Raw genomic sequence first — 18,818 nt, forward strand, 5'->3', positions numbered from 1 at the left:
GCCACGGTTTGGCGCAGGCTTCATCGCTTTGCCGCCTGTGCAAGTCCGGCTTCGGGATTGATCTCGCGGCGGAAGTGTGTGGCCCAGTCGGCGCGGCCTTCGGCCTTCATCAGAGCCTTTACCAGCGGCACCTCGGCGGCCATGCGTTTCGCGCGTTCGTCCCATCCATCATAGCGCCGGCGCAGGCGGACACCCGAATCATGCTCCGCCCCCCAACGCTTCATGAAGGCCGGCCCTGCTGCCGGATCATAACCGGCATTCGCGAGCAGCCATGGCACCAGCCGATCCGCCTCGCGTTCGATCCGGCGCACATTCTTCGGCTTGCGTCCGACGCGGTCGAGCCAGGCATCATGGCCCAGCACATTGTGGGCCAGTTCATGTGCGACCAGTGCGGCGAAAATCTCTTCTTCGGGATAGGCGAAGGCGGGAAATTCGATCCCGATCACCACGCGGCTGCCATCTGCGACAGCCCTTCGGCCTTCGCCCATCAGTTCAAAGCGGGTCGCACAGACCTCGACCGGCTGGACGCGGGCCTCCCCCCCGTCGGCAAAGCCGATCGCTATGCCGCCATGCTCGGTCAGCATTGCTTCGACATGGTCGTGCGCCCAAACCAGCCGCTGCCAGTCCATTGCCGTGCCGGCGGGCCAGCCATTGGGATCGAAACGTTCGAGCCGCACGATCTCGCGGTTGCGCGTGAAGTTGCCTGTGGCCGCAGCAGGCGATCCCCGCGCGGCGGTCTGCACCGCGAAATCCCGTGTCAGGCCCAGTGCGGCGCGGGCGACATTGGGCGCGCCGTAACTTGCCATGTCCTGCAATTGCAGTCCGATGGATGCCACCACCTCGGGGCAGAAGGCGGCATTGGCGGCAGCGAGCGTCCAGCCCACATCCTGCAACCGCTGATCGGCGTCCTGATAGCGGGCAATCGCCGCGCGTTCGGCAGTATAGTCGATTGACTGCGCGGGCGGCTCGGCCTGACCGGCAGCCAGAAGCCCCGGCAGAAGCCCCGCCAGCACCAAGGCACGCATCACCCGGCCGTATCCTCCGCCAGCGCGGCCTTCAGTCGTTCATAGCCCACCGCGCCGCCAATCGGCGTGCCTCCCGCGATCCATGCCGGCGTTCCTGAAAAGCCGAGAGACCGGGCGAAATCGAGATTGCGGGCGATCTCTGCCGACACGGCATCAGAGGCCGCATCGCGCGCCGCGCGTTCCATGTCGAGCCCAGCCGCCCTCGCTGCAGCGGCGACATCGCCGGTCTTGAACATGGCGTTGTGGAATTCGGTGTACTTCCCCTGCAACCCCGCCGCCAGCGCCATGCGCGAGGCCGTGTCGCTGCCTTCGAAAATCGGCCATTCGCGGATCACCACCTTCAGATCAGGGTCTTCGGCGACAAGCCGGTTCACGTCCTTGAGGCTCGATTCGCAATAGGGGCAGTTGTAATCGGTGAACTCCACCAGCACCCGCTTGCCCTGGGGATTGCCAAGCACCACGCCGGGGAAGGGGTCGAGCACGGCATCGCCCAGATCCGCGAGCCGCTTGGCCGATTCCTGCGCTTCGTAGGCCTCGGCCATTTGCGGCAGAAGATCGGGATTGCCCATCAGGAAGCTGCGGGTGCGGTTGTCGGCAAGGCCGGAGTAAGACCAGATCGCCGCACCGAGAAAGCCGAACACCAGCGCGGTAAGCGCGGTCAGCAGCGAATGACGCAGGGTCGATGGGGCATTTTCGGGCGATGTGGACATGGGTTTCCCGTCAGCTGGAGATCAAACCGCGCCAGCCTAGCGCCGGTTGCGCACCCGTTCCAGTTCGGCGCGTGCTTCAAGCGCGACATCTTGTGCGCGAATCCAGTCTGCCGAGCCATAGGGCAGGCTTGCTTCGGCGGCCTGAGCATTCTGCAGGGCTTCGGGATAGCGGCGGTTCATCACCTGCTGTTCGGCACTGGCAAGGCGGGCGCGCGGGATATCGCCGCGCGCAGCGTAGACCACGCCGAGCTGATACCACGCAAAGGGATTGTAGCGATCACGCTGCACTGCGGCGCGCAGCACCTGCTCGGCTTCGGCATAGTTGCGTTCATTCTCGGTCGCGATCAATGCATGACCCAGCATCCCGGCGATCAGCGGGTGGGCGCGGGTGAGTTCGGTCGCGCGGCGCAGCGGCACCAGCGCATCGTGCGGACGCCCGGATTCGAGCAGCACCTGCCCCTTGAGTTCAAGGAACCACGGGTTGTCCGGCTCCAGCGCGATCAGCGCATCGGCTTCGGCCAGCGCCAGATCGACCCGCGCATCCTTGTGATAGGCATATGCGCGGGCGTAGCGCGCCGGGATGCTGGTGTCGCTCTGCGGGAAAAAGGTCAGCACCCGGCGCGGTTCGGCGAGGTAGCCATAGAGCTTGGCCCGTACTCGCAGGAACCGCTCCTGCAGTTCGGGATCGGGCTCTGTGTCCCACGCCGGATCAGCTTCGAGCAGCCCGCGCAGGATCTGGATACGGTCGCCCGATAGCGGGTGGGTGCGCGCATAGGCCGCTTCATCCGCCTGACTGAAACCGCGCCGGATTTCGTTTCCGCGCAGCCGTTCGAAGAACTTGATCATGCCCTTGCCGGTGATCCCGGCGCCGGAAAGATAGCGTGCGCCGGCCAGATCCGTGGCTGCTTCCTGATCGCGGTTGAAGCTGAGGAAGCTGCTCATCGCAGCCTGCTGGCCCGCCATCAGCGCTGCCATCCCGGCATCGCCCGCGCCTGCCAGCACTGCCCCGACACCGATCAGCAGCGACAGGATCGAGATGCCGTTGGCCGCCTTGGTTCGTTCGTTGAAACGCACCACGTGACCGGCGGTGATGTGGCCGAGTTCGTGGGCGAGCACGCCCTGCACCTCGTTGGCGGTCCCGGCTTCGTTGATCAGGCCCGAATGAACATAGATCGCCTGCCCGCCTGCGACGAAGGCGTTGATCGAGCTGTCGTTGATCAGCACCAGTTCGACATTGCCGGGTTCAAGTTCGCTCGCCTCGATCAAGGGGGCGGCGAGGTCGAGCAGCAATTGTTCGGTTTCGGCATCGCGCAGGATCGATTGCGCCGCGACCGGCTGGACGACCAGCGCCGCGCAGGTGAACACCGCGAGCAGGCGGGCGAGAAGGTTCGGGCGACCGCGCATCGCGACAACCCTACCGGACTTGCGCCTTAACGCAAACTGAAGCGGGATGAGAAACTGTGCCTCCCTGTCCGGCCGGGACGGGGAAGGGGCTTGGTTTTACCCAACGATCTTGCGGGCGGCGCGTTCAATCTGGGCGATGTCTTCGGGCATTTCGGCGAGGATTTCCGCACAGCCGACCTCATCGCGGCGGATCAGCACCAGCGCAAATTCTGGCCCTGCGCCGTCGAGCGCCTCCAGCGAGATCGCCTCCAGCGCACGCAGCTGCTGGGCCAGCGCCTCGCGCACGGCATCGGGATCTTCGATCGGCTTGCCCTGTTCCTCGCGGCGCAGGCGGCGTTCGGCCTTGACCACGGCCTTCACACCGCCCTCGGTCTCTTCGAGGAAACCGGCAAGGCTCCCGCGCCCGAGGTTGAGGCGATGCGCGTGGCTCAGCACGGCAGCATATTCAGTCAGCCGGGTCTTGTCGTAATCATGCCCGAACACGAGCTTGACCACCGGGGTCATCGGCGCGCGTTCCTGCACCGTCAGGCCACTTTCGGCGATCAGTTCGGCATAGTCTTCCGGCGCTTCCTGCGCGGCGAGCGAGAAATCGTAGGCGCGGCTGACGGCAGCATAGAGCGCCGAGCGGCTGCGGTCTTCGCTGTTGTCGGCATTGCGCGCCAGTTCGCGGGCCGAAGCAAGGCAGTCATAAAGCCCGGCATCATCGGGCAGATCATCGAAGGCCGGTGCGAAATCATCCTGGTCGTCCAGTGGCTCCGGCGCGAAGACGGTCTCCGGTTCGTCAGCCGGAGCGGATGCCAAAACCGGAGCCGGAACCTGAGCGGGTTCTTCCGCGGTTTCCTCGTCGAACATGGCGGCATCGAAGCCCGCCAGATCGATTGCCTTCTTGGTGGGGGCCTCGATGTAATCGGCGAGCGAGGCGAAGCTGTAGCTGGCGCTTTCGGCCTCGCCTTCGTCCTCGTCATATTCCTCGTCGTCATCAGGCAGAGCGTACTGGCTGAAATCGGGCAGATCTGAATCGCCGAACTGATCGTCGGCAAAATCTTCAGCGAAATCGTTGAAATCGGGAGCCGCTTCCTGCGGCGCGGTTTCGCGCGCGGGCGAATCCGCCCAATCGGTCACTGGCTCGGCCGGGCGGAGCGCAGGCTCCTCGTCAAGCTCCAGATCGCTGCCGAGTTCGAGCGCCTGGTCAATTTCGAGCAGCAGCTCGTCGGCGGTCAGCTGGTCGGCCATTTCCTTCCAGTTGATCACGCCATAGATGAAATCGATGGTGTCATCATCGCTCGAATAGGGCAGCAGGATCCCGCGGTAGAGGATCGATACGCCTGCGTGATTGACGAATTCGGCCTCGAACCCGATCGGCGCCTGATTGGCGAGGATCTGCATGTAGTGATCGGTGATGCGGCTGAGCAGCGAGCGCGGCGGCACGTCGGACAGGCGGGCGATCGGCCCGGTCGATCCGCACTCATGGGCCAGTTTCTCGCCAAGAAAGCGCACACCGGGGTTTTCGATCCCCTCGCTGAAATCGAGCAGCACCGAATGGGGGCCGAAATCGGTCAGGCTGGCCGGATCGAGATCGGCAATGTCGGGGAACATCCGTTCGCCCAAAAGGCCCGCCCAGTGATTATAGGCGCGCACCTGCATGCGGCGTTCGTCTTGGCCAATGGCGTGCGGTGGCAGCTCGCGCGGGGCGGCCAGCTCGGTGCTTTCCTCTTCGGATGCCTCCCAGCCCCGATCCGCCGTCGCATCGGGATCGAAGGTGCCGCGCAGAGTGTCCATGGCTGTAATCCGCCCCTTGGTGAACGTGTTTCGAGACGTTCTGGCGGCTTGTGGTAAACATCACGTTAAACGGGAACGGGATTGTTGGGGTGGAGGCAGTCAGGTTTGCCTGCTCGTCTGCCCAATCGGCACGCTACAGGAAGTAGCGCATCTTGATGGTCATGCGACTGGTGCCTTCGCCCTGCTTGAACACCGCGTCCCTGAACTTGGGCGGGGCCATCTTGACCGGCGCATCGCGCGAAAAGCCATAACCTTCCTTGGGCATCATCCCCATCGCGCGATCGGCCTTGCCGTTGTCGTTCTCGTCATGCAGCAAGGCGATGGCATAGTCCCCCGGCTTGACCCCGGTGAAGCGGATTTCGATCGTGTCGGCCGCAGGAACCACGGTGCGATGTGCGCCGGGATCCTTGATGCATTTGGGAAAGATGTCCGCGCGCGTGGTCATGCACGCGCGCACTACGCCCTTGCTCGACCTGAGATCGGTGACCGTGATGACGACCTCCCCCGCCATTGCCGGTGCCGTCGGCAAAGCTGCCGCAAGACCCAGCGCCAGCGTAGTTCGCCGTACCATCACGAGGCCACGGCCTCTTGCGCATGTCCTGCTTCGGCCACGATCCGCCGCGACAGGCCCCTGTCGGTGCCGCACAATCGATCCCATACCCGGAAATAAAGCCCGAAATTGCATCTGTATTCCTCGTGATGGCGCTCGTGATGGCTGGCGGTTATCAGCCACTGTCCCAACGGCGAATGAACAAGCCAGCGCGGGAACAGCTCCCAGCCCATGTGATTGGTGACACCCATCACTGTGGCGATGGTCAGCACCACCCCGAGCATGGCGAGGTGGATCGGTACGAAGAACACCAGCACCGGAACCACCACTGCCCCGGTGATCGCCTCAATCGGATGAAAGCTCATTGCCGTCCACGCAGTCGGCGGGCGGCTGTCATGGTGGACGGCATGGGCAAGCCGGAACCACCTGGGCCGGTGCATCCAGCGGTGGCTCCAGTAGAAACAGGTGTCCTGCACGGCGAGATAGATCAGCACGCTCAAAGGGTGATACCACAGCGGCAGCGCGGCCCAGTCGGCGGTCATCTCAGTCCAGCCATGATGGTTCCAGCCCCACAGCACGATCCCGGCGGGTGCGCCGTAAATGCCCGCCGAAAGCAGCGACCAGCGCATCTCGCGCCTGATCTGCGCGCGCTTGCCAGCATAAAGTCCGGGCCGCATCTTTTCCGTGAGCCAGGCGAACAATCCGCTGGTCAGCACGTACCGCAGCGCGACAATGACGGTAACGACAAGACTGACAATCAGCAGCGCAAGCGGAACGGGGGTTTCGGCGGGGAGCATTACGGGCTCGCTATGCCGCAATTTCCGCCCACGCGACAGGGATAACTGGGCCTTGGGTCAGTCGATCGCTGTGCAAAGTGGATCGATCAGCGCCATGTGCCGCCGCATCGCCATCCGGGCTAATCCTTCCACCTGCGTCTTGCGCCGCGCCGGGGCGAGCGGATCAAGCGCGGCCGGACGCAGGATTTCCGCATCATAGCCATCAGCCACGATCACTCCGCAGGTCTCCGGCCGATAGGCCTCACTCTCGAGCGGTACACGATCGAAGCCCGGTGGCACGCCCCAGTAGAACCGGTCGCAGAAATCGAGGTAATCGGGCCACTTGGCATCGCTCATCAGATCGGCGCGGGTGACCTTGATTTCGACGATGACCACCAACCCCTTGGCATCGATCCCCATCAAGTCGGCGCGGCGGCCGTTCTTCAGCGGCACTTCGGCAAGGCACCAGACGTCGTTGCGGGCGAACAGCCGCCCTATGCCGCGTGCGACATCAGCGGCGCCAAGAGCCGGGGCGAGGGCCGAATCAGTAGGAAGAATGAAGCCGCCAGACATGATTCAGCGTTGGAACGAAAGTGGAACGCAGTCAAGCTTTCGGTCAGGCCGGGTTTCCGCCTTCCAGCACCGCGATCATTGCCGCGCGGGCCGCATGAAACTCGCGCCACAGCACCAGCGCGGGCGGTGCCGTGTCCTGTCCCCGACGTGCCAGAGTGCCGAGTGCGGCCAGCCCGGTATCGAGCATCGCGGCGCAATCAGCGACGTTCTGAGCCACAAGCTTGCGCTGCCATGGCGAGGCGCGGGCGATTACCGCGCCGAGTTCGCCGCTGATCTCACCCGGCTCGGACGCAATCCGGGCGAGCATTGCCAGTGCGGCTGCCTGCCCGTGCAGCGCCACCAGCGCATCGGCCAGCGTGTCGCCAGAACCATCGCCATCGACCGCCTGGCGGGGCGCGTTGGCAGGGGGAATCGTTTCGGGCGGGAGCGTGGCCATGCCCCGGAGCCTAGGCGGGCGTCCTTGCCGATTGGTTAAGCCTGTCCCTGTCGGCCACGCGGCACCATGAATGGCGTGGAACAATTGTCTGGCGCCGGCTTGAACCTCTTGCTAAGCGCCGCCCCGCGCGCGACAATCGCATGCACAATTGGCCATGCACCCGTAGCTCAGCTGGATAGAGCGCTGCCCTCCGAAGGCAGAGGTCACAGGTTCGAATCCTGTCGGGTGCGCCAGATTCTTCAAGCAAGTTCAGAGAGTTGGATATTCAGTCCGACTCGGGAAAGTCGGCTCGGTGCACAGTATGTGCACATAACGCGGATTTCCGACCCTCCAGACCGATGGCGCAAACGAAAAACCGCCGGAAGGGCTGGCACCCTTCACAGCGGTCATATCGATAGCGTCACGGCTATTTCTCCCATTTACGCGACCAGCGAATCGGGCGCAAGGGCAATCCTTGCGGGAGGTGCTTCATGAGCATCTCTTTGGCACACAACGGGCTTCCACCCGGCGTCACCCACTTCAGCCTGACTGATCTGATCGAGAAGATCGCACCAGGGTCTCGCCGCGAGGAGCGACTGTCGGCGACCGCGGTGCGCGTCCTGAAGCACTACTTGCTCGGCTGCCGGTCGTCCGACTTTGAGCCTGGCAAGATTTGCGGCGTGTGGGAGCAACCACAAACCACGGCTCAGACTCTGCGCATCTCTACGAGGGTCCTGCACAACGCCGAAGCCGAGCTTGAGCGCGGCGGGTTCATCGAGAGGACCCACGTTCCCCATGCGCGCCGCAGCGGTCAGCGGCGTGATGGCGTGATCGTCACCCTTGCGGGGATCAGCCTCCGACCGCTCATCGATGGCTATGGCAGGTGGAAGGCTCGGCTTGAGGCCATGGAGCTACATGAGCGTGCGGTGGCTTCACTGCGGCATGAGGTGATCATGCTCGGTCGCCAAATCAGGACAAGCGAGGCGGTGGAGGCTGTCGAGCAAGCAGATCGCATTCTGCCACGGGGCCGGGTGTCACGCATCGAGTCCATCGAGAGGCTGGAGACCCTGAAGGCGTCACTAGAAGCTCTTCTGGTGCAGCTGGATCTTCCGTCTGGTGACACGAAATCTTCCGTCCGGACGGAAGAAATCTTCGCACCCAATATACCTATCCAAGACTCATCGAAAAACTGTACCCGCGCGCCCGCCGTGCAACTCGACGCGGATCGGTCGGCCGCCATCACTCCAGCCACGGCGGCGAATCTGGCGAGTGAGGATTATCGGGCTCTGCTGCCATCCGTGCGGCCACCGGGCTGGCCAGATATCGTCGACGCCTCGGCCATCGCGTGCCGCTGGCATGGCATCTCCCAACCCGCCTGGGCTGCAGCCTGCGACAGGATGGGCCGTGAGCGAGCGGCGCTGTCGGTGCTCGTCATCGACCGGAACGCGCGGCTTCCGGCAGAGCATCGATACCGCGCCCGATCAGGTCGGAGGTGTCTGGCCGGGCTGGCGCGCAACGCCTCAAGCCTCGGCCCCATGATCGAGGCTGCAAAGGGCTTTGCGGGGAGGAGCGTGCCTGACCGTCCGTTCGAAGCCGCACCGTCTTGCGAGGACGGCGGGAAGAGCTTTGCCAGCGCCTGTCAGGCGGTTCTCAGAAGGTTCGGTCCAGAGGAGCGCGTATAATGCCGGAGGCCTCCAATTCACTCTGGGATACGCTCCAGCAGGGCAATCGCTGGTGGCCGAGCTATCAGAACAACCGAGACGATCCACTGAGCTGGCGGCACGCTGCAGCGATCATGCTTCGAACCGTTGACCACGAGCCGGTCTTTGCAGCCCTGCCCGCCCTGTTTTGGGAGCTTGATGATCTCACCGGGGAACAGGTTTGCCATCGCCTATCGGGTCCGATTTCTCCCATCGATCATAGCATTTGGATTGAGGTCTGGCTGGAGCATTTCACCAGCTGGAACGATCCCGTGAAGCAGCTGATCGAGCAACACTGCATTGCGCCGGACGCGCGGCAGTTTGCGGATCTGCTGACACGGTTGGATGGCATCGCTTTTGCCGACTTCGTCCTCGCAGCTTACGAGCAAACGATCTTCATGTCGTCGACGGACAATTTTGCGGCCGGAGCCGACCCGTTGCCACTGCTATCTGCAGACCTCACCGCGCGGCCCTTCCTGCGGCTTTCCCGGAACTATTTTCTGCGTTTCTGGAGCGAGCTTGGAGAGACGGCAACGCTGCCCGACGACGCGTTCGACGGGATCGATTTCAATCGCTGTGGCGGACCCGCCCTGATGCTGGAACACGGGCGATGAATGGCCCGCTTCAAGCAGCTTTGCGACTTTCAGGTCGCTTGGCTTCGTTCGGAAAGCCGGGACCGAAAATCGAAGCCCAAACGCAACACCTCAAGGGTCGACGGGCGGCATATAGAAATACACACTCCACGCTACACACGAGCGGTTTGGGTGCTCTGCCAAACTGGCGGATTTCTGCGGTTCTAGGTTCTAGACAGGATCATAATCGCGCCGGCAAAGCTGTTCCAGCAGCGCAATCGGTCTATAGCCAGTCTATAGAAGCGCCATATATCAACAGGTTGACTTGTAGACCGTGGCTTCGTTCCCCCATCATTGCAGGAGGGTGCGATGGCGAAGGTTGAACAGCTCAACACCAGCGTTTCAGCTGCAATCTACACACGGTTCAGCACCATCGCGGCCGAGCGGAGTCTGTCGAACGCTGCCCTCCTCAGGGATCTGGTGGAGGAACTGCTCGAGGCCACAGACGCGGGTCGTGCCTTGTTCCAGAAGGAGGCTGCGCCTCGGCTTGATGCGACTGTCAGTGCCTTGGTGCACCAGCTGCGTGACCTCGTGGTCGAGCTCGGCCGGGCGCAGAACGAAAATGCCCGGCTTTTCGCGAAGCTCGTTGCAGACTGGAATGGCGGGGAAGCAGCGAGCCAACGGGCGCATGAAAGCATCGCCAATAAGATCCGGCAGCGCAACTCGGAAGCCTACTCGGCCTTCTACCAGCAGGTCGAGAAGCTTCTGGCTGGCTTCGAGGCGCTTGAGCCGAGGCTGGTCGAGGTCCTGGAACCGCACCTCACGCGAATATCCAAGCAGCTGGCAGAGTCGATCAGGCTCGCTGGCGAGCCGCGCAAAATCACGGCCCTTTACCTCAGCAACGATCGCGCCCTTTCGCTCAAATTCCTGTCAGCCTGCGCGGTGCTGACGATCTTCGTCGGGGCGCTGATCGCAACAATTTTGCCGACCCGGTTCGATGGTTGGTCGGTGTGGCAGGCGGCCAAATTGATCGACAGCGATGCGCAGATGTGCCGGCTCATCGAACGCGAATACGGGACGGCGGATTGCCGCGTGCCGGAGCGCGAACGCGACCTTGGGCTTGCGATCATTGCGCGGGAGAACCGCAGATGATGACGCTCGCACCATCGCCGGCGGCGGAGTACTATACCGCCAACTATTACACCGCCGATCATGCGGTCGATACGAGCGCATGGTTTGGCCGGGCAGCCGAAGCGCTCGGACTGGCGGGAAAGGTCGACCAGCAGGTCTTCTCCGATGTGCTCGACGGTAAACTGCCTGATGGTTCGGTGATCGCAGCGAAAGACGGCGTCCACAGGCCGGGCGTCGATCTGACCTTCTCCGCCTCGAAATCGATTTCCTTGCTGGCGATGTTGGGCGGCGACAAACGCCTGATCGAGGCGCTAAAAGAATCTGTCGCAGCCACGCTGAGCTGGGCCGAAAATAACGTCATCGAAGCGCGTGTGTGGGACGCGGAACTGGGGCGTCAGATCCCTGAGAAAACCAAAAATTTGCTGGCTGCCACCTTCCTCCATGATGTGAATCGCAATGGCGAGCCGCAATTGCACATTCATGCCGTCACCGCCAATGCGACCCTGGCCAGCGACGGCAAGTGGCACGCGGTTCGCAACGACCAGCTCTACCGCTCGCAGCGTTTGCTCAGCGCCATTCACAATGCCGATCTTCGCGACCGGGTCGAGGCGCTGGGCTATGAAACTGTTCCAGCCAAACGCGATATCGACGGCGCATTCGAGATCAAAGGCGTGAGCCGGGAAGCTGTCGATGCCTTTTCGTCCCGCCGTGCCGAGATCCTCGCCGCACTCGCCAAAGAAGACCGCGGGAGTGCGCGCGAGCGTGAGCTGGCGGCTCTGTCGACGCGGCGCGGCAAGGAACCGGAGCCCGATGCCGCGCGGCAGGGTGCGGCGTGGAACGAAACGGCCCGCGCCATCGGCTTCGACCCTTCGCCGCTGGTCGAAAGTGCCATGGCCCGCGCGGCAGGTGAGCAGACTGTCTGGTCGCGGGTGATGGAAGGCGTGCGCGGCATCGGCGCGCGCGGCATGGCGATCGCCAGCGCTATGGGTCTGACCCCCAAGGATAGGGACCCGCTGGTTCCGGAACGGCTCGGGCGGCTTGAACCCAAAGCCTTCGCCGCGGCGCAGGCGGTCGCCTCTGCCGCGCGCGAGCTTGGCGAGCGGGAGGAAGCGTTTTCCCGCAACGACCTTATCCGCACCGCGCTCCAGCATCAGGGGCCGATTACGGTCGCCAGCGTCGAGGCACGGATCGACCAGTTGCATCAGCGAGGTCTCCTGATCGGTAGCGGCGCGGCAGACAAAAACCGGATGGTTACAACCGCGCAGGCGCTGGCCCTGGAGGAGAAAGTCATCGCGCTGGCAATGGCGGGAAAGGACAGCGTTCAGCCCATCGCGGACAAGGACAGCATCATCGCCCGGCTTCAGGAACAGGCGCGGGCCATCGGGCTTCGCCGCCTGAACACCGGGCAGGAGCAGGCTGGCGTCGCGATCCTCACCTCGAAAGACCGCGTGCATCTGGTTCAGGGCGGCGCGGGTGTGGGGAAGTCGGCGGCGCTGGCTCCGGTCGCAGCCATTGCGCGGGAGGAGGGGCGGCAGGTGGTGGCACTGTCTCACGTGGGGCGGATCGCGCGGGAGTTCGGGGAGAAGACGGCCAGTACGGCATCGACCGTCGATGGGTTCCTGGCTCGGTATGCCCGTGTGATCGATGGTAGTGCCAGCGCGGATAAGGTGGCAGCGGCACGGGCGGAGCTGTCCGGCGCGCTAGTGATGGTGGACGAGGCGAGCCAGATCGGCACTGACCGGCTCGCGCGTCTGATCACCCTCGCCAACCAGATGGACGTGGGCAAGCTGGTGCTCGCCGGTGACATCAAGCAGCTGCCCGCCATCGAAGCCGGAAAACCATTCGCCCAATTGCAGCAGCAGGATCTGGGTAAAAGCGAGATCACCGAGAACCTGCGCGCGCAGACCCCGCAGATGGTCGCGATCAATAGCGCGCTTCAGCAGGGTGATGTCGCCGAAGCCTTTGCTGTTCTGAAGCCCGCCACCACCGAGGTGGCTTCAGGCAAGATCCCCGATGCTGCCGCTGCCATGTGGGCTAATCTCCCCAAGGACGAGCGCGACAACACCATTCTGCTCGCCGCCGGGCGTGCGATGCGCAGCGCGGGCAATGCCGCCGCGCAGGAGGCGCTGATCGAACGCGGCGAAATCGGAGAGCGGGGCATCAGGCTCGCCGTCCTCGACCGGGTCACCATCACCCGTGAGGGCGCTCGCCAGCTCCGGGGCTATCACGAGGGGCGGGTCGTAGCCTTCGAGACCAATCTGACAAGGCAGGGCTTTGCCCGCGGCGAACGCGGCACGGTGCTCGACATCAGGGATGGCAAGGTCGAACTCGCCATGCCCGACGGCGAGATCCGCCGTTTCGATCCCGACCGCCTGCCGCGCAACTTGAAGCACGACGCGGTTACCATCTTCGAGCGCAAGCCAATCGACCTGCACGAGGGCGACCGGATCCGCTGGACCGCCAAGGATGGACAGCGCGGCCTGCTCAACGGCGATATCGCCCATGTCGCGCGGATCGATGGAGACACGATCACCGTTAAGGCAGGCGACGGCCACCTCCATAATCTGGTGCGCGGCGATCCGATGCTCGAGCGGCTCGATCTTGCCTACGCCATCAACGTTCACGTTGCACAGGGGATGACCGCCAAAGACGGCATCATCATGATGTCGGAGCGCGAGCGGATGCTCAACACCTCAGCCTCGTTCCTGGTCGCGGTAACCCGGATCGCGGAGAACGCGGCGCTGGTGACCGACAACCCTTCACGCGTCGAGCGACAGGTCGAGGCACAGACAGGCGAAAAGACGAGTGCGACCGAGACTGCGCGAGCTGCGGACAAGAAGCCAGCGCTGCCGGACTACATCAAAGAGGTTACCGCCAAGGTTGATGACAAAATGGCAGCCATGATCATCGCCGATTACTACAAGAGTGTCGAGGCGAAGAAGGAAGAGGCGCGCAATCCCGGTCGCACGCAGCATGAGAACGAATACGACATCGATATGGAGCGGTGAGCATGACCATCTCCGAACAGTACAACCTGTACCCCATTATCGCACAACTTCACATGCCCACATGTGAACATGAGGACCGCCGCACATGACCACGCATTCACATCCCCACACCTATACATCAGCGCGGACAGTCGCGATTATCAGCCAGAAGGGCGGTGCCGGGAAGACTACGCTGGCGATCCATCTCGCCGCTGCGGCCGCTCGTGCAGGGCGCGTCAGCCTGCTGATCGACACCGACCCGCAGGCCAGCGCCTCGCAATGGGGCGAGTGGCGGCAGGGCGCTGCGCCCGAAGTGATCGACAGCGCCCCGCCGCGCATTCCGGCAAAGATCGCGGCGGCTGCCCAGCAGGGGGCCGAGTTGATCGTCATCGATACCCCGCCCCATGCCGATCTTGCCGCCAGCAAAGCGGCCGAGTGCGCTGATCTGGTTCTGATCCCGTGCCGCCCCAGCGCGTTCGACCTTGCCGCGATGCGCACGACAATCCGTCTGGTCGAGCTGCTGGCGCGTCCCGCCTTCGTGGTGTTCACCGCAGGACCGCCCCACGCCCCGCACATCTATGCCGATGCCCGCGAGTTGGTGGCAGGGTTCGGCGGCGAGACCTGCTCCATCATCCTGCCGGACCGCGCTGCCTATCGCCACGCGGTCGCAGCCGGGCAGACCGTGTTCGAGCTCGATCCCGGCGGCAAGGCAGCCAGCGAGATCGAACAACTTCACATGTGGACGTGTGAACAGCTTCACATGTCCACCATCGCACACGAGAGGAAATCCGCATGAACCGCTTCGCCAACCTTGCCGATCGCACGCCCAAGGATGAGGCAAAGGCTACCGCGCCCGCCTCGGCACAACCCATCGCTCAGATCCCCACCCCGCCGAGCCGCGTCGGTCGCAAGGCAATCTCTGGCTACTTCGCGCCTGAGCTGTCGCTGGCGCTGCACACCTGCGCCCGCCGTCATGGTCTCAGCCTTCAGGACCTCATGGCCGAAGCCTTCGACGACGTCCTGCGCAAGTATGGCGAGAGCCCAATCGGGCGCTAGTCGATCCCTTCGCCGGAAGGGGAGGAATGGTGTAAGGCTATGAGGTGGTGAGGGAATGTGAGATTGTGCCCCTGTGAAGATGTGAGCATGTGAACGTGTGAACAGGGGGCGGTGCGCCCGATCCAACAGATGAGCGAAAGGATGAGGCGATGAGGTTCTGGAACTGGCTGACCGACTTCCTGCTGGGGCCGATCGAGCCCGTGCACCCTCCCCGGGACGAGGGGATCTCGATCAATCCTGCCACTGGCCTTCCCATGACCACGCCCGGCATCGGCGGCGTCGATGTTGGCGGCAATCCCTACGGGCACGATCTGCATCGCTGGGACGACCATCATATCGATCATGGCCATCATCATGACGCGGGCTCGATCGGCAGCAGCTTCGATCATTGGTCCAATACCGGTGCAAGCGGGTTCGACCCGTGGCGCGACTGATGATCAAGAGGGCGCTGTGCAATCCCGAAAATCTTGCAATGATCCTGATTTGTTCTATGATGGCGAGGAGCGCCGCTGGTAACTGGCGCTTGGTGGGGCCCATTGGGCTGACAGTCGTGCCTTCGGGCGGTTTGATAATCTTCGCATCACGGTGCCTTGCGCCCGTATCGAAGATTTCGTGAGCCTTCGCGAGAAGGAGTGAGTGCGCCCAGGCCAGCACGGGAGCCGTCGAAGACCTCGAACCTGCCGACACTGGCGGTTCGAGGGAAGCTGTCACACTCCCATCTTTCGAAAGGCTCATCATGACCACCGACAAGCGCCTCCCTGCCGGCTTTCGTTTCATCGAGCGTCCTGCCGCCAACATCGCCCAAAGGGTTGCATTCCACCTCATGCGCCATTGGCGGTGGTCAGGTATCGTCGCAGCGCTTTTCTGGATCGCAGCGTCTCTGGCGGGCTTCATCGCGCTCGCCACATTCCTCGGCAAGGATGATCCGATCCGAGCGGGTTACGCCGGGTTCCTCATGACCATCCCGCTGATATTCGGCCTTCTCTGGCAGGTCGCGTACATCGAGCAACGCACAGCGCCAGTCTGGTTGATGCGCGCCGCACTTGCCGTCGCGAACGATGACGAGCGCGCCTACATCTACACCATGATGACGGAGCTCGCCCTGTCCGAGTGGCGAAAGGCGCCGATCACCTGCGGCACGGTGTTCGACCTGTTCAAGCAGGCGCGCCTGAACTTCGGCCATGTCATCCGCCGTAAGCGGGAACGGCTCATCAAGCAGCGCGACCAGCAGATCGAGGCGCTGGGTCAGCACTCTCCTCTTGGTAGCGAAGAGGCAGGTTGAGCCCTAGCCAGAACCCGTTTCTGCTAAAACCACGCGCCAAGAGCTGAGGGGCGATAAGCGCGACCTGAGCGCCCGGTCGAGCCCATTGGCGGCAATGGCCGGTTTTAGGACGCAGCCCGCGACCCCCGGATGGCCGGGTCTGGGTGGATTTTGGCCATTTCACCCCGCCCCGGACTTGATCCGGAGCCCCGCTGCTTTCTCGCGTCGGAGCCGGAAAAAGCTGGGTCCCGGGTCAAGCCCGGGACGGGGTGTGGCGAATGACTGATTTGGGGTCGGTTGCTGAATTTCGGCTTTTGGCAGAACTTCGATCGAAGCTGACTGGCCGGTATTGGCGAACCCAGTCATTCAGCATGCCTTTTGGGGAGGGCAGAAAAGTCCCAGACCTCGCCATTGTCGCTTTCAGTAGCGACCGTGCTAACCTCGACACGATAGGCGCGTGACCTGCGCCGCAGCGACGAAATAAACCACAATCAGGCTATTCCGTGATCCTGCCACCGAGGGCGGGATCAAGGTACCATGAGGGGCCAAGCTCGAACTCGGCAGAAGCCAATGGAACTGGGCCATCCGGCTGCGACGAGATGTAGGGCGACGTTGCATACTTCGGCTGCCGGCCTTTCCTCAGCAGATTGCTCGCGATCACGGTGCGGGCTTTCAACGTTGTGAGCAGCCAGTCGAGATCCTCGAGCATCTGCACCACACCCCGGCCCGCGACGATGTAGTAGAGGCAGCGTTGGAAATCGTCGCAGCGGGTCGACAGGATCTGTGCGAGCCTACCTTTCGCCTTGGCCAGTCCCTCATGCACCGCCGTCAGGGCATCGTGCAGCTCGCGCGCCGCATAGTAGGCGTCGAACGCCTCCACGCCGATGCAGGCATTGGCCAGCATCCGGCGGGTCGGTCGATTGCCGTCCTCAAGCGCGGCGTCCTGTAGCATGATGTCGAGGTCGAAACAGCCGACGTCGAGGGCGCTTTCCATGGCAATCTCCTTTGGATGGTCACGATATGCCCCGGCAGGATGATCGGCAATGCGGCCCGTGAGAATACGGGGCCGAGACGGGGCGCAATGCAATTGCGACAACAACGCTGTCCGAGGGCGAGGGCGCCACAGCCCATACTTCCCGCCATCCCCGCCAACACGCGCACAGGTCTGGCAGTAAGGTGAAGGGGGAGTGGTGGTGTCGATCCAGCAAAGGAGATCGACATGCCAGTAAGCCCCATGGATATCGAACGACGCATCAAGGCCCTGCGCGGCCAGGCACGGCAGGAAGTGCAGGGCGCGCCCTATGCAGTCTACGCCCTGCTCGACCCTGGCAGCCCCGACGAACCGTTCGAGCCTGGACCCTTCAATGGCACCCCGTTCTATGTGGGGCAGACCTGTGAGATCGAAACCCGCATCACCTGCCACTTGCGCTCGCCCCAGCACCTCACCGCTGAACCGGCCCTCGTGCATCGTCATATTGCCTGGCTGTTTGCGATCGGCAGGCTGCCGCGGCTCGCCATTCTCGAAACGGTGCAGACCCGCAGCCAGAGCCTGATGGCAGAGCTGCGCTGGGGGCAGCACATGCTGCGCGCCGGGTTCGAGCTGGCGAATAACAGCCCGGATTTCGCCCGGCTGATGACTGCCGCCGAGCTGGAACTCTGGCTCGACTATCGTCGCTCCAACATGCAGGCCAACGATGCTGTCCGCGAAGGTGTCGCGATTGTTCACACGTGCACATGTGGACATGGGGACAGGTGGATCGATCCCGCTGATCATGCCCTGTGCCGCTCGAAGCGACTGCGCCTCACCCGGATTGCGGCAGAAACCCAGCAATGCCCTCGCTGCGGGAATACCTGCGAATGGCGGCTCGATGATTGGGATCTCCTGACGGCGCAGTGGTCGTTGCCTCCCATGTGAGGTGGGAACTCGGGTTCCCATGCCACGCAGTCTGCGGGCAAACTCCCGGCATCGATGGGCGTTTGTCGCATAAATCCTAACTATTGCGACAAGGTCGGTGCCGTCTGATCCTGCCCATGGATCGATGTCGCAAAAGTTGGTTGCAGAATTGAAGAATTTCGCGCCATATCTGCGACATGCTTATTGGCTACGCACGCGTTTCGACGGACGATCAGGATCTCCGGCTTCAGCGGGACGAATTGCAGCGGGCTGGCTGCGAGCGTCTGTTCGAGGAAAAGCTTTCCGGCGCTAGGCGTGACCGGCCCGAGCTGCAACGCATGCTCGACCATCTGCGCGCCGACGATGTCGTGGTCATCACCCGGCTCGACCGCTTCGCCCGATCCACCCGCGACCTTCTCGACATTGCCGAGCGGCTCAACACGATCGGCGCAGGTTTGCGTTCGCTAGCGGAGCCTTGGGCGGACACCACGTCACCCGCAGGCCGCATGGTGCTGACAGTGTTCGCAGGCATTGCCGAGTTCGAACGCGATCTTATCCGCGAGCGGACATCATCGGGCAGAGCTGCGGCGAAGCAGCGCGGCGTGCGGTTCGGACGTCCCGCCAAGCTCAGCGCCGAGCAGGTCTCACTTGGCCGTCGCCTGATTGAAGAAGGTCAATCGGTGCGAGAGGTGGCAAAAGTACTGAATTGTCATCACGCAACGCTGTACCGCCATGTCGGTTAGCAGGAACCCGCCACGTAGGGTGTGCTGTCAAGTTCCGTAAATCAAAGTGCGCTCACCGGTTCTTTTGGACCATAGATTTTCTGAGCTAAAGTCGGGCTTTCCTGCGGATTTTGGCGACCTAGCGACATTCGAGCGGGGAGTTATGACCGTCATTCAGTTCCGCTCCGTTCTCGGAAAATTCCAGATTGGGGACCAAATAGCCATCATCGGTTTCCAAGCCCAAAAGTACGAGACCGATCGTG

Annotated in this window: 19 protein-coding genes and 1 tRNA gene; 11 read left to right on the forward strand and 9 right to left on the reverse strand. The window is 63.2% G+C overall.

Features of this window, described 5'->3' with window-relative positions:
• Window positions 1-20 precede the first annotated feature (20 nt).
• The 8 genes from CHX26_RS06215 to CHX26_RS06250 form a co-directional block, all read right to left on the reverse strand.
• Complete coding sequence (locus tag CHX26_RS06215) at window positions 21-1,025, reverse strand: hypothetical protein (RefSeq protein ID WP_233997333.1); 1,005 nt, start codon at window positions 1,023-1,025, stop codon at window positions 21-23.
• Complete coding sequence (locus tag CHX26_RS06220) at window positions 1,025-1,735, reverse strand: DsbA family protein (RefSeq protein WP_104941623.1); 711 nt, start codon at window positions 1,733-1,735, stop codon at window positions 1,025-1,027. The genes CHX26_RS06215 and CHX26_RS06220 overlap by 1 nt, the downstream gene beginning before the upstream one ends.
• A 36-nt stretch (window positions 1,736-1,771) precedes the next feature.
• On the reverse strand, window positions 1,772-3,139 hold the full coding sequence (locus CHX26_RS06225; RefSeq protein ID WP_104941624.1) for a M48 family metalloprotease: 1,368 nt from the start codon (window positions 3,137-3,139) through the stop codon (window positions 1,772-1,774).
• A gap of 96 nt (window positions 3,140-3,235) precedes the next feature.
• Window positions 3,236-4,918: a PAS domain-containing protein gene (locus CHX26_RS06230; RefSeq protein WP_104941625.1), complete on the reverse strand. Its 1,683-nt coding sequence runs from the start codon at window positions 4,916-4,918 to the stop codon at window positions 3,236-3,238.
• A 133-nt stretch (window positions 4,919-5,051) separates the two neighbouring features.
• Window positions 5,052-5,489 carry a DUF2141 domain-containing protein gene (locus CHX26_RS06235; RefSeq protein WP_104941626.1) on the reverse strand — a complete coding sequence of 146 codons (438 nt, stop codon included), beginning with the start codon at window positions 5,487-5,489 and terminating at the stop codon, window positions 5,052-5,054.
• The gene (locus CHX26_RS06240; protein ID WP_104941627.1) at window positions 5,489-6,265 is read right to left on the reverse strand and encodes a sterol desaturase family protein; all 777 of its coding nucleotides are present in this window, start codon (window positions 6,263-6,265) and stop codon (window positions 5,489-5,491) included. Before CHX26_RS06240 ends, CHX26_RS06235 begins: the two co-directional genes overlap by 1 nt.
• 57 nt (window positions 6,266-6,322) lie before the next feature.
• A complete protein-coding gene (locus CHX26_RS06245; RefSeq protein ID WP_104941628.1) occupies window positions 6,323-6,817 on the reverse strand; it encodes an MmcB family DNA repair protein in 495 nt (164 codons plus the stop codon).
• 43 nt (window positions 6,818-6,860) lie between these two features.
• On the reverse strand, window positions 6,861-7,253 hold the full coding sequence (locus tag CHX26_RS06250; protein WP_104941629.1) for a hypothetical protein: 393 nt from the start codon (window positions 7,251-7,253) through the stop codon (window positions 6,861-6,863).
• 156 nt (window positions 7,254-7,409) lie between these two features.
• On the opposite strand from CHX26_RS06250, the gene CHX26_RS06255 reads away from it, so the two are divergent.
• From CHX26_RS06255 to CHX26_RS06295, 9 genes are all read left to right on the forward strand, one after another.
• Window positions 7,410-7,486: transfer RNA gene (locus CHX26_RS06255), tRNA-Arg, on the forward strand.
• 237 nt (window positions 7,487-7,723) lie between these two features.
• Complete coding sequence (locus CHX26_RS06260) at window positions 7,724-8,914, forward strand: helix-turn-helix domain-containing protein (protein ID WP_104941630.1); 1,191 nt, start codon at window positions 7,724-7,726, stop codon at window positions 8,912-8,914.
• Entirely contained in the window at window positions 8,914-9,546 is a 633-nt protein-coding gene (locus tag CHX26_RS06265; RefSeq protein WP_104941631.1) for a hypothetical protein, read from the forward strand. The genes CHX26_RS06260 and CHX26_RS06265 overlap by 1 nt, the downstream gene beginning before the upstream one ends.
• A 327-nt stretch (window positions 9,547-9,873) precedes the next feature.
• Window positions 9,874-10,656 carry a hypothetical protein gene (locus tag CHX26_RS06270; protein ID WP_104941632.1) on the forward strand — a complete coding sequence of 261 codons (783 nt, stop codon included), beginning with the start codon at window positions 9,874-9,876 and terminating at the stop codon, window positions 10,654-10,656.
• Window positions 10,653-13,643, forward strand: coding sequence for a MobF family relaxase (gene mobF, locus CHX26_RS06275; protein WP_104941633.1), 2,991 nt, complete (start codon window positions 10,653-10,655; stop codon window positions 13,641-13,643). The genes CHX26_RS06270 and mobF overlap by 4 nt, the downstream gene beginning before the upstream one ends.
• An 85-nt stretch (window positions 13,644-13,728) precedes the next feature.
• Window positions 13,729-14,418 (forward strand): ParA family partition ATPase, encoded by a 690-nt coding sequence (gene parA, locus CHX26_RS06280; RefSeq protein ID WP_104941634.1) that lies wholly within the window; start codon window positions 13,729-13,731, stop codon window positions 14,416-14,418.
• Complete coding sequence (locus CHX26_RS06285) at window positions 14,415-14,678, forward strand: ribbon-helix-helix domain-containing protein (RefSeq protein ID WP_104941635.1); 264 nt, start codon at window positions 14,415-14,417, stop codon at window positions 14,676-14,678. Before parA ends, CHX26_RS06285 begins: the two co-directional genes overlap by 4 nt.
• A 149-nt stretch (window positions 14,679-14,827) precedes the next feature.
• Complete coding sequence (locus tag CHX26_RS06290) at window positions 14,828-15,112, forward strand: hypothetical protein (RefSeq protein WP_104941636.1); 285 nt, start codon at window positions 14,828-14,830, stop codon at window positions 15,110-15,112.
• A 302-nt stretch (window positions 15,113-15,414) separates the two neighbouring features.
• Window positions 15,415-15,960 (forward strand): hypothetical protein, encoded by a 546-nt coding sequence (locus CHX26_RS06295; RefSeq protein WP_104941637.1) that lies wholly within the window; start codon window positions 15,415-15,417, stop codon window positions 15,958-15,960.
• A gap of 475 nt (window positions 15,961-16,435) precedes the next feature.
• On the opposite strand, the gene CHX26_RS06300 is transcribed toward CHX26_RS06295, so the two are convergent.
• Complete coding sequence (locus CHX26_RS06300) at window positions 16,436-16,933, reverse strand: hypothetical protein (protein WP_104941638.1); 498 nt, start codon at window positions 16,931-16,933, stop codon at window positions 16,436-16,438.
• Between the two features lie 225 nt (window positions 16,934-17,158).
• Between CHX26_RS06300 and CHX26_RS06305 the strand changes: the two genes are divergently transcribed.
• Window positions 17,159-17,854: a hypothetical protein gene (locus CHX26_RS06305; protein WP_146107671.1), complete on the forward strand. Its 696-nt coding sequence runs from the start codon at window positions 17,159-17,161 to the stop codon at window positions 17,852-17,854.
• A 176-nt stretch (window positions 17,855-18,030) separates the two neighbouring features.
• Window positions 18,031-18,576: a recombinase family protein gene (locus CHX26_RS06310; RefSeq protein ID WP_104941640.1), complete on the forward strand. Its 546-nt coding sequence runs from the start codon at window positions 18,031-18,033 to the stop codon at window positions 18,574-18,576.
• The last annotated feature ends 242 nt before the right edge of the window (window positions 18,577-18,818 follow it).

Origin of the sequence: Porphyrobacter sp. HT-58-2 (genome assembly GCF_002952215.1) — a bacterium.
Classification (GTDB): domain Bacteria; phylum Pseudomonadota; class Alphaproteobacteria; order Sphingomonadales; family Sphingomonadaceae; genus Erythrobacter.

Bases quoted from the DNA above. Each gene is read 5' to 3' on its own strand.
- CHX26_RS06225 (WP_104941624.1), bottom strand. From the start codon at position 3,139: ATGCGCGGTCGCCCGAACCTTCTCGCCCGCCTGCTCGCGGTGTTCACC.
- parA (WP_104941634.1), top strand. From the start codon at position 13,729: ATGACCACGCATTCACATCCCCACACCTATACATCAGCGCGGACAGTC.
- CHX26_RS06265 (WP_104941631.1), top strand. From the start codon at position 8,914: ATGCCGGAGGCCTCCAATTCACTCTGGGATACGCTCCAGCAGGGCAAT.
- CHX26_RS06235 (WP_104941626.1), bottom strand. From the start codon at position 5,489: ATGGTACGGCGAACTACGCTGGCGCTGGGTCTTGCGGCAGCTTTGCCG.
- CHX26_RS06270 (WP_104941632.1), top strand. From the start codon at position 9,874: ATGGCGAAGGTTGAACAGCTCAACACCAGCGTTTCAGCTGCAATCTAC.
- CHX26_RS06310 (WP_104941640.1), top strand. From the start codon at position 18,031: ATGCTTATTGGCTACGCACGCGTTTCGACGGACGATCAGGATCTCCGG.
- CHX26_RS06295 (WP_104941637.1), top strand. From the start codon at position 15,415: ATGACCACCGACAAGCGCCTCCCTGCCGGCTTTCGTTTCATCGAGCGT.
- CHX26_RS06230 (WP_104941625.1), bottom strand. From the start codon at position 4,918: ATGGACACTCTGCGCGGCACCTTCGATCCCGATGCGACGGCGGATCGG.
- CHX26_RS06215 (WP_233997333.1), bottom strand. From the start codon at position 1,025: ATGCGTGCCTTGGTGCTGGCGGGGCTTCTGCCGGGGCTTCTGGCTGCC.
- CHX26_RS06290 (WP_104941636.1), top strand. From the start codon at position 14,828: ATGAGGTTCTGGAACTGGCTGACCGACTTCCTGCTGGGGCCGATCGAG.
- CHX26_RS06240 (WP_104941627.1), bottom strand. From the start codon at position 6,265: ATGCTCCCCGCCGAAACCCCCGTTCCGCTTGCGCTGCTGATTGTCAGT.
- CHX26_RS06300 (WP_104941638.1), bottom strand. From the start codon at position 16,933: ATGGAAAGCGCCCTCGACGTCGGCTGTTTCGACCTCGACATCATGCTA.
- CHX26_RS06220 (WP_104941623.1), bottom strand. From the start codon at position 1,735: ATGTCCACATCGCCCGAAAATGCCCCATCGACCCTGCGTCATTCGCTG.
- CHX26_RS06285 (WP_104941635.1), top strand. From the start codon at position 14,415: ATGAACCGCTTCGCCAACCTTGCCGATCGCACGCCCAAGGATGAGGCA.
- CHX26_RS06260 (WP_104941630.1), top strand. From the start codon at position 7,724: ATGAGCATCTCTTTGGCACACAACGGGCTTCCACCCGGCGTCACCCAC.
- mobF (WP_104941633.1), top strand. From the start codon at position 10,653: ATGATGACGCTCGCACCATCGCCGGCGGCGGAGTACTATACCGCCAAC.
- CHX26_RS06250 (WP_104941629.1), bottom strand. From the start codon at position 7,253: ATGGCCACGCTCCCGCCCGAAACGATTCCCCCTGCCAACGCGCCCCGC.
- CHX26_RS06245 (WP_104941628.1), bottom strand. From the start codon at position 6,817: ATGTCTGGCGGCTTCATTCTTCCTACTGATTCGGCCCTCGCCCCGGCT.
- CHX26_RS06305 (WP_146107671.1), top strand. From the start codon at position 17,159: ATGCCAGTAAGCCCCATGGATATCGAACGACGCATCAAGGCCCTGCGC.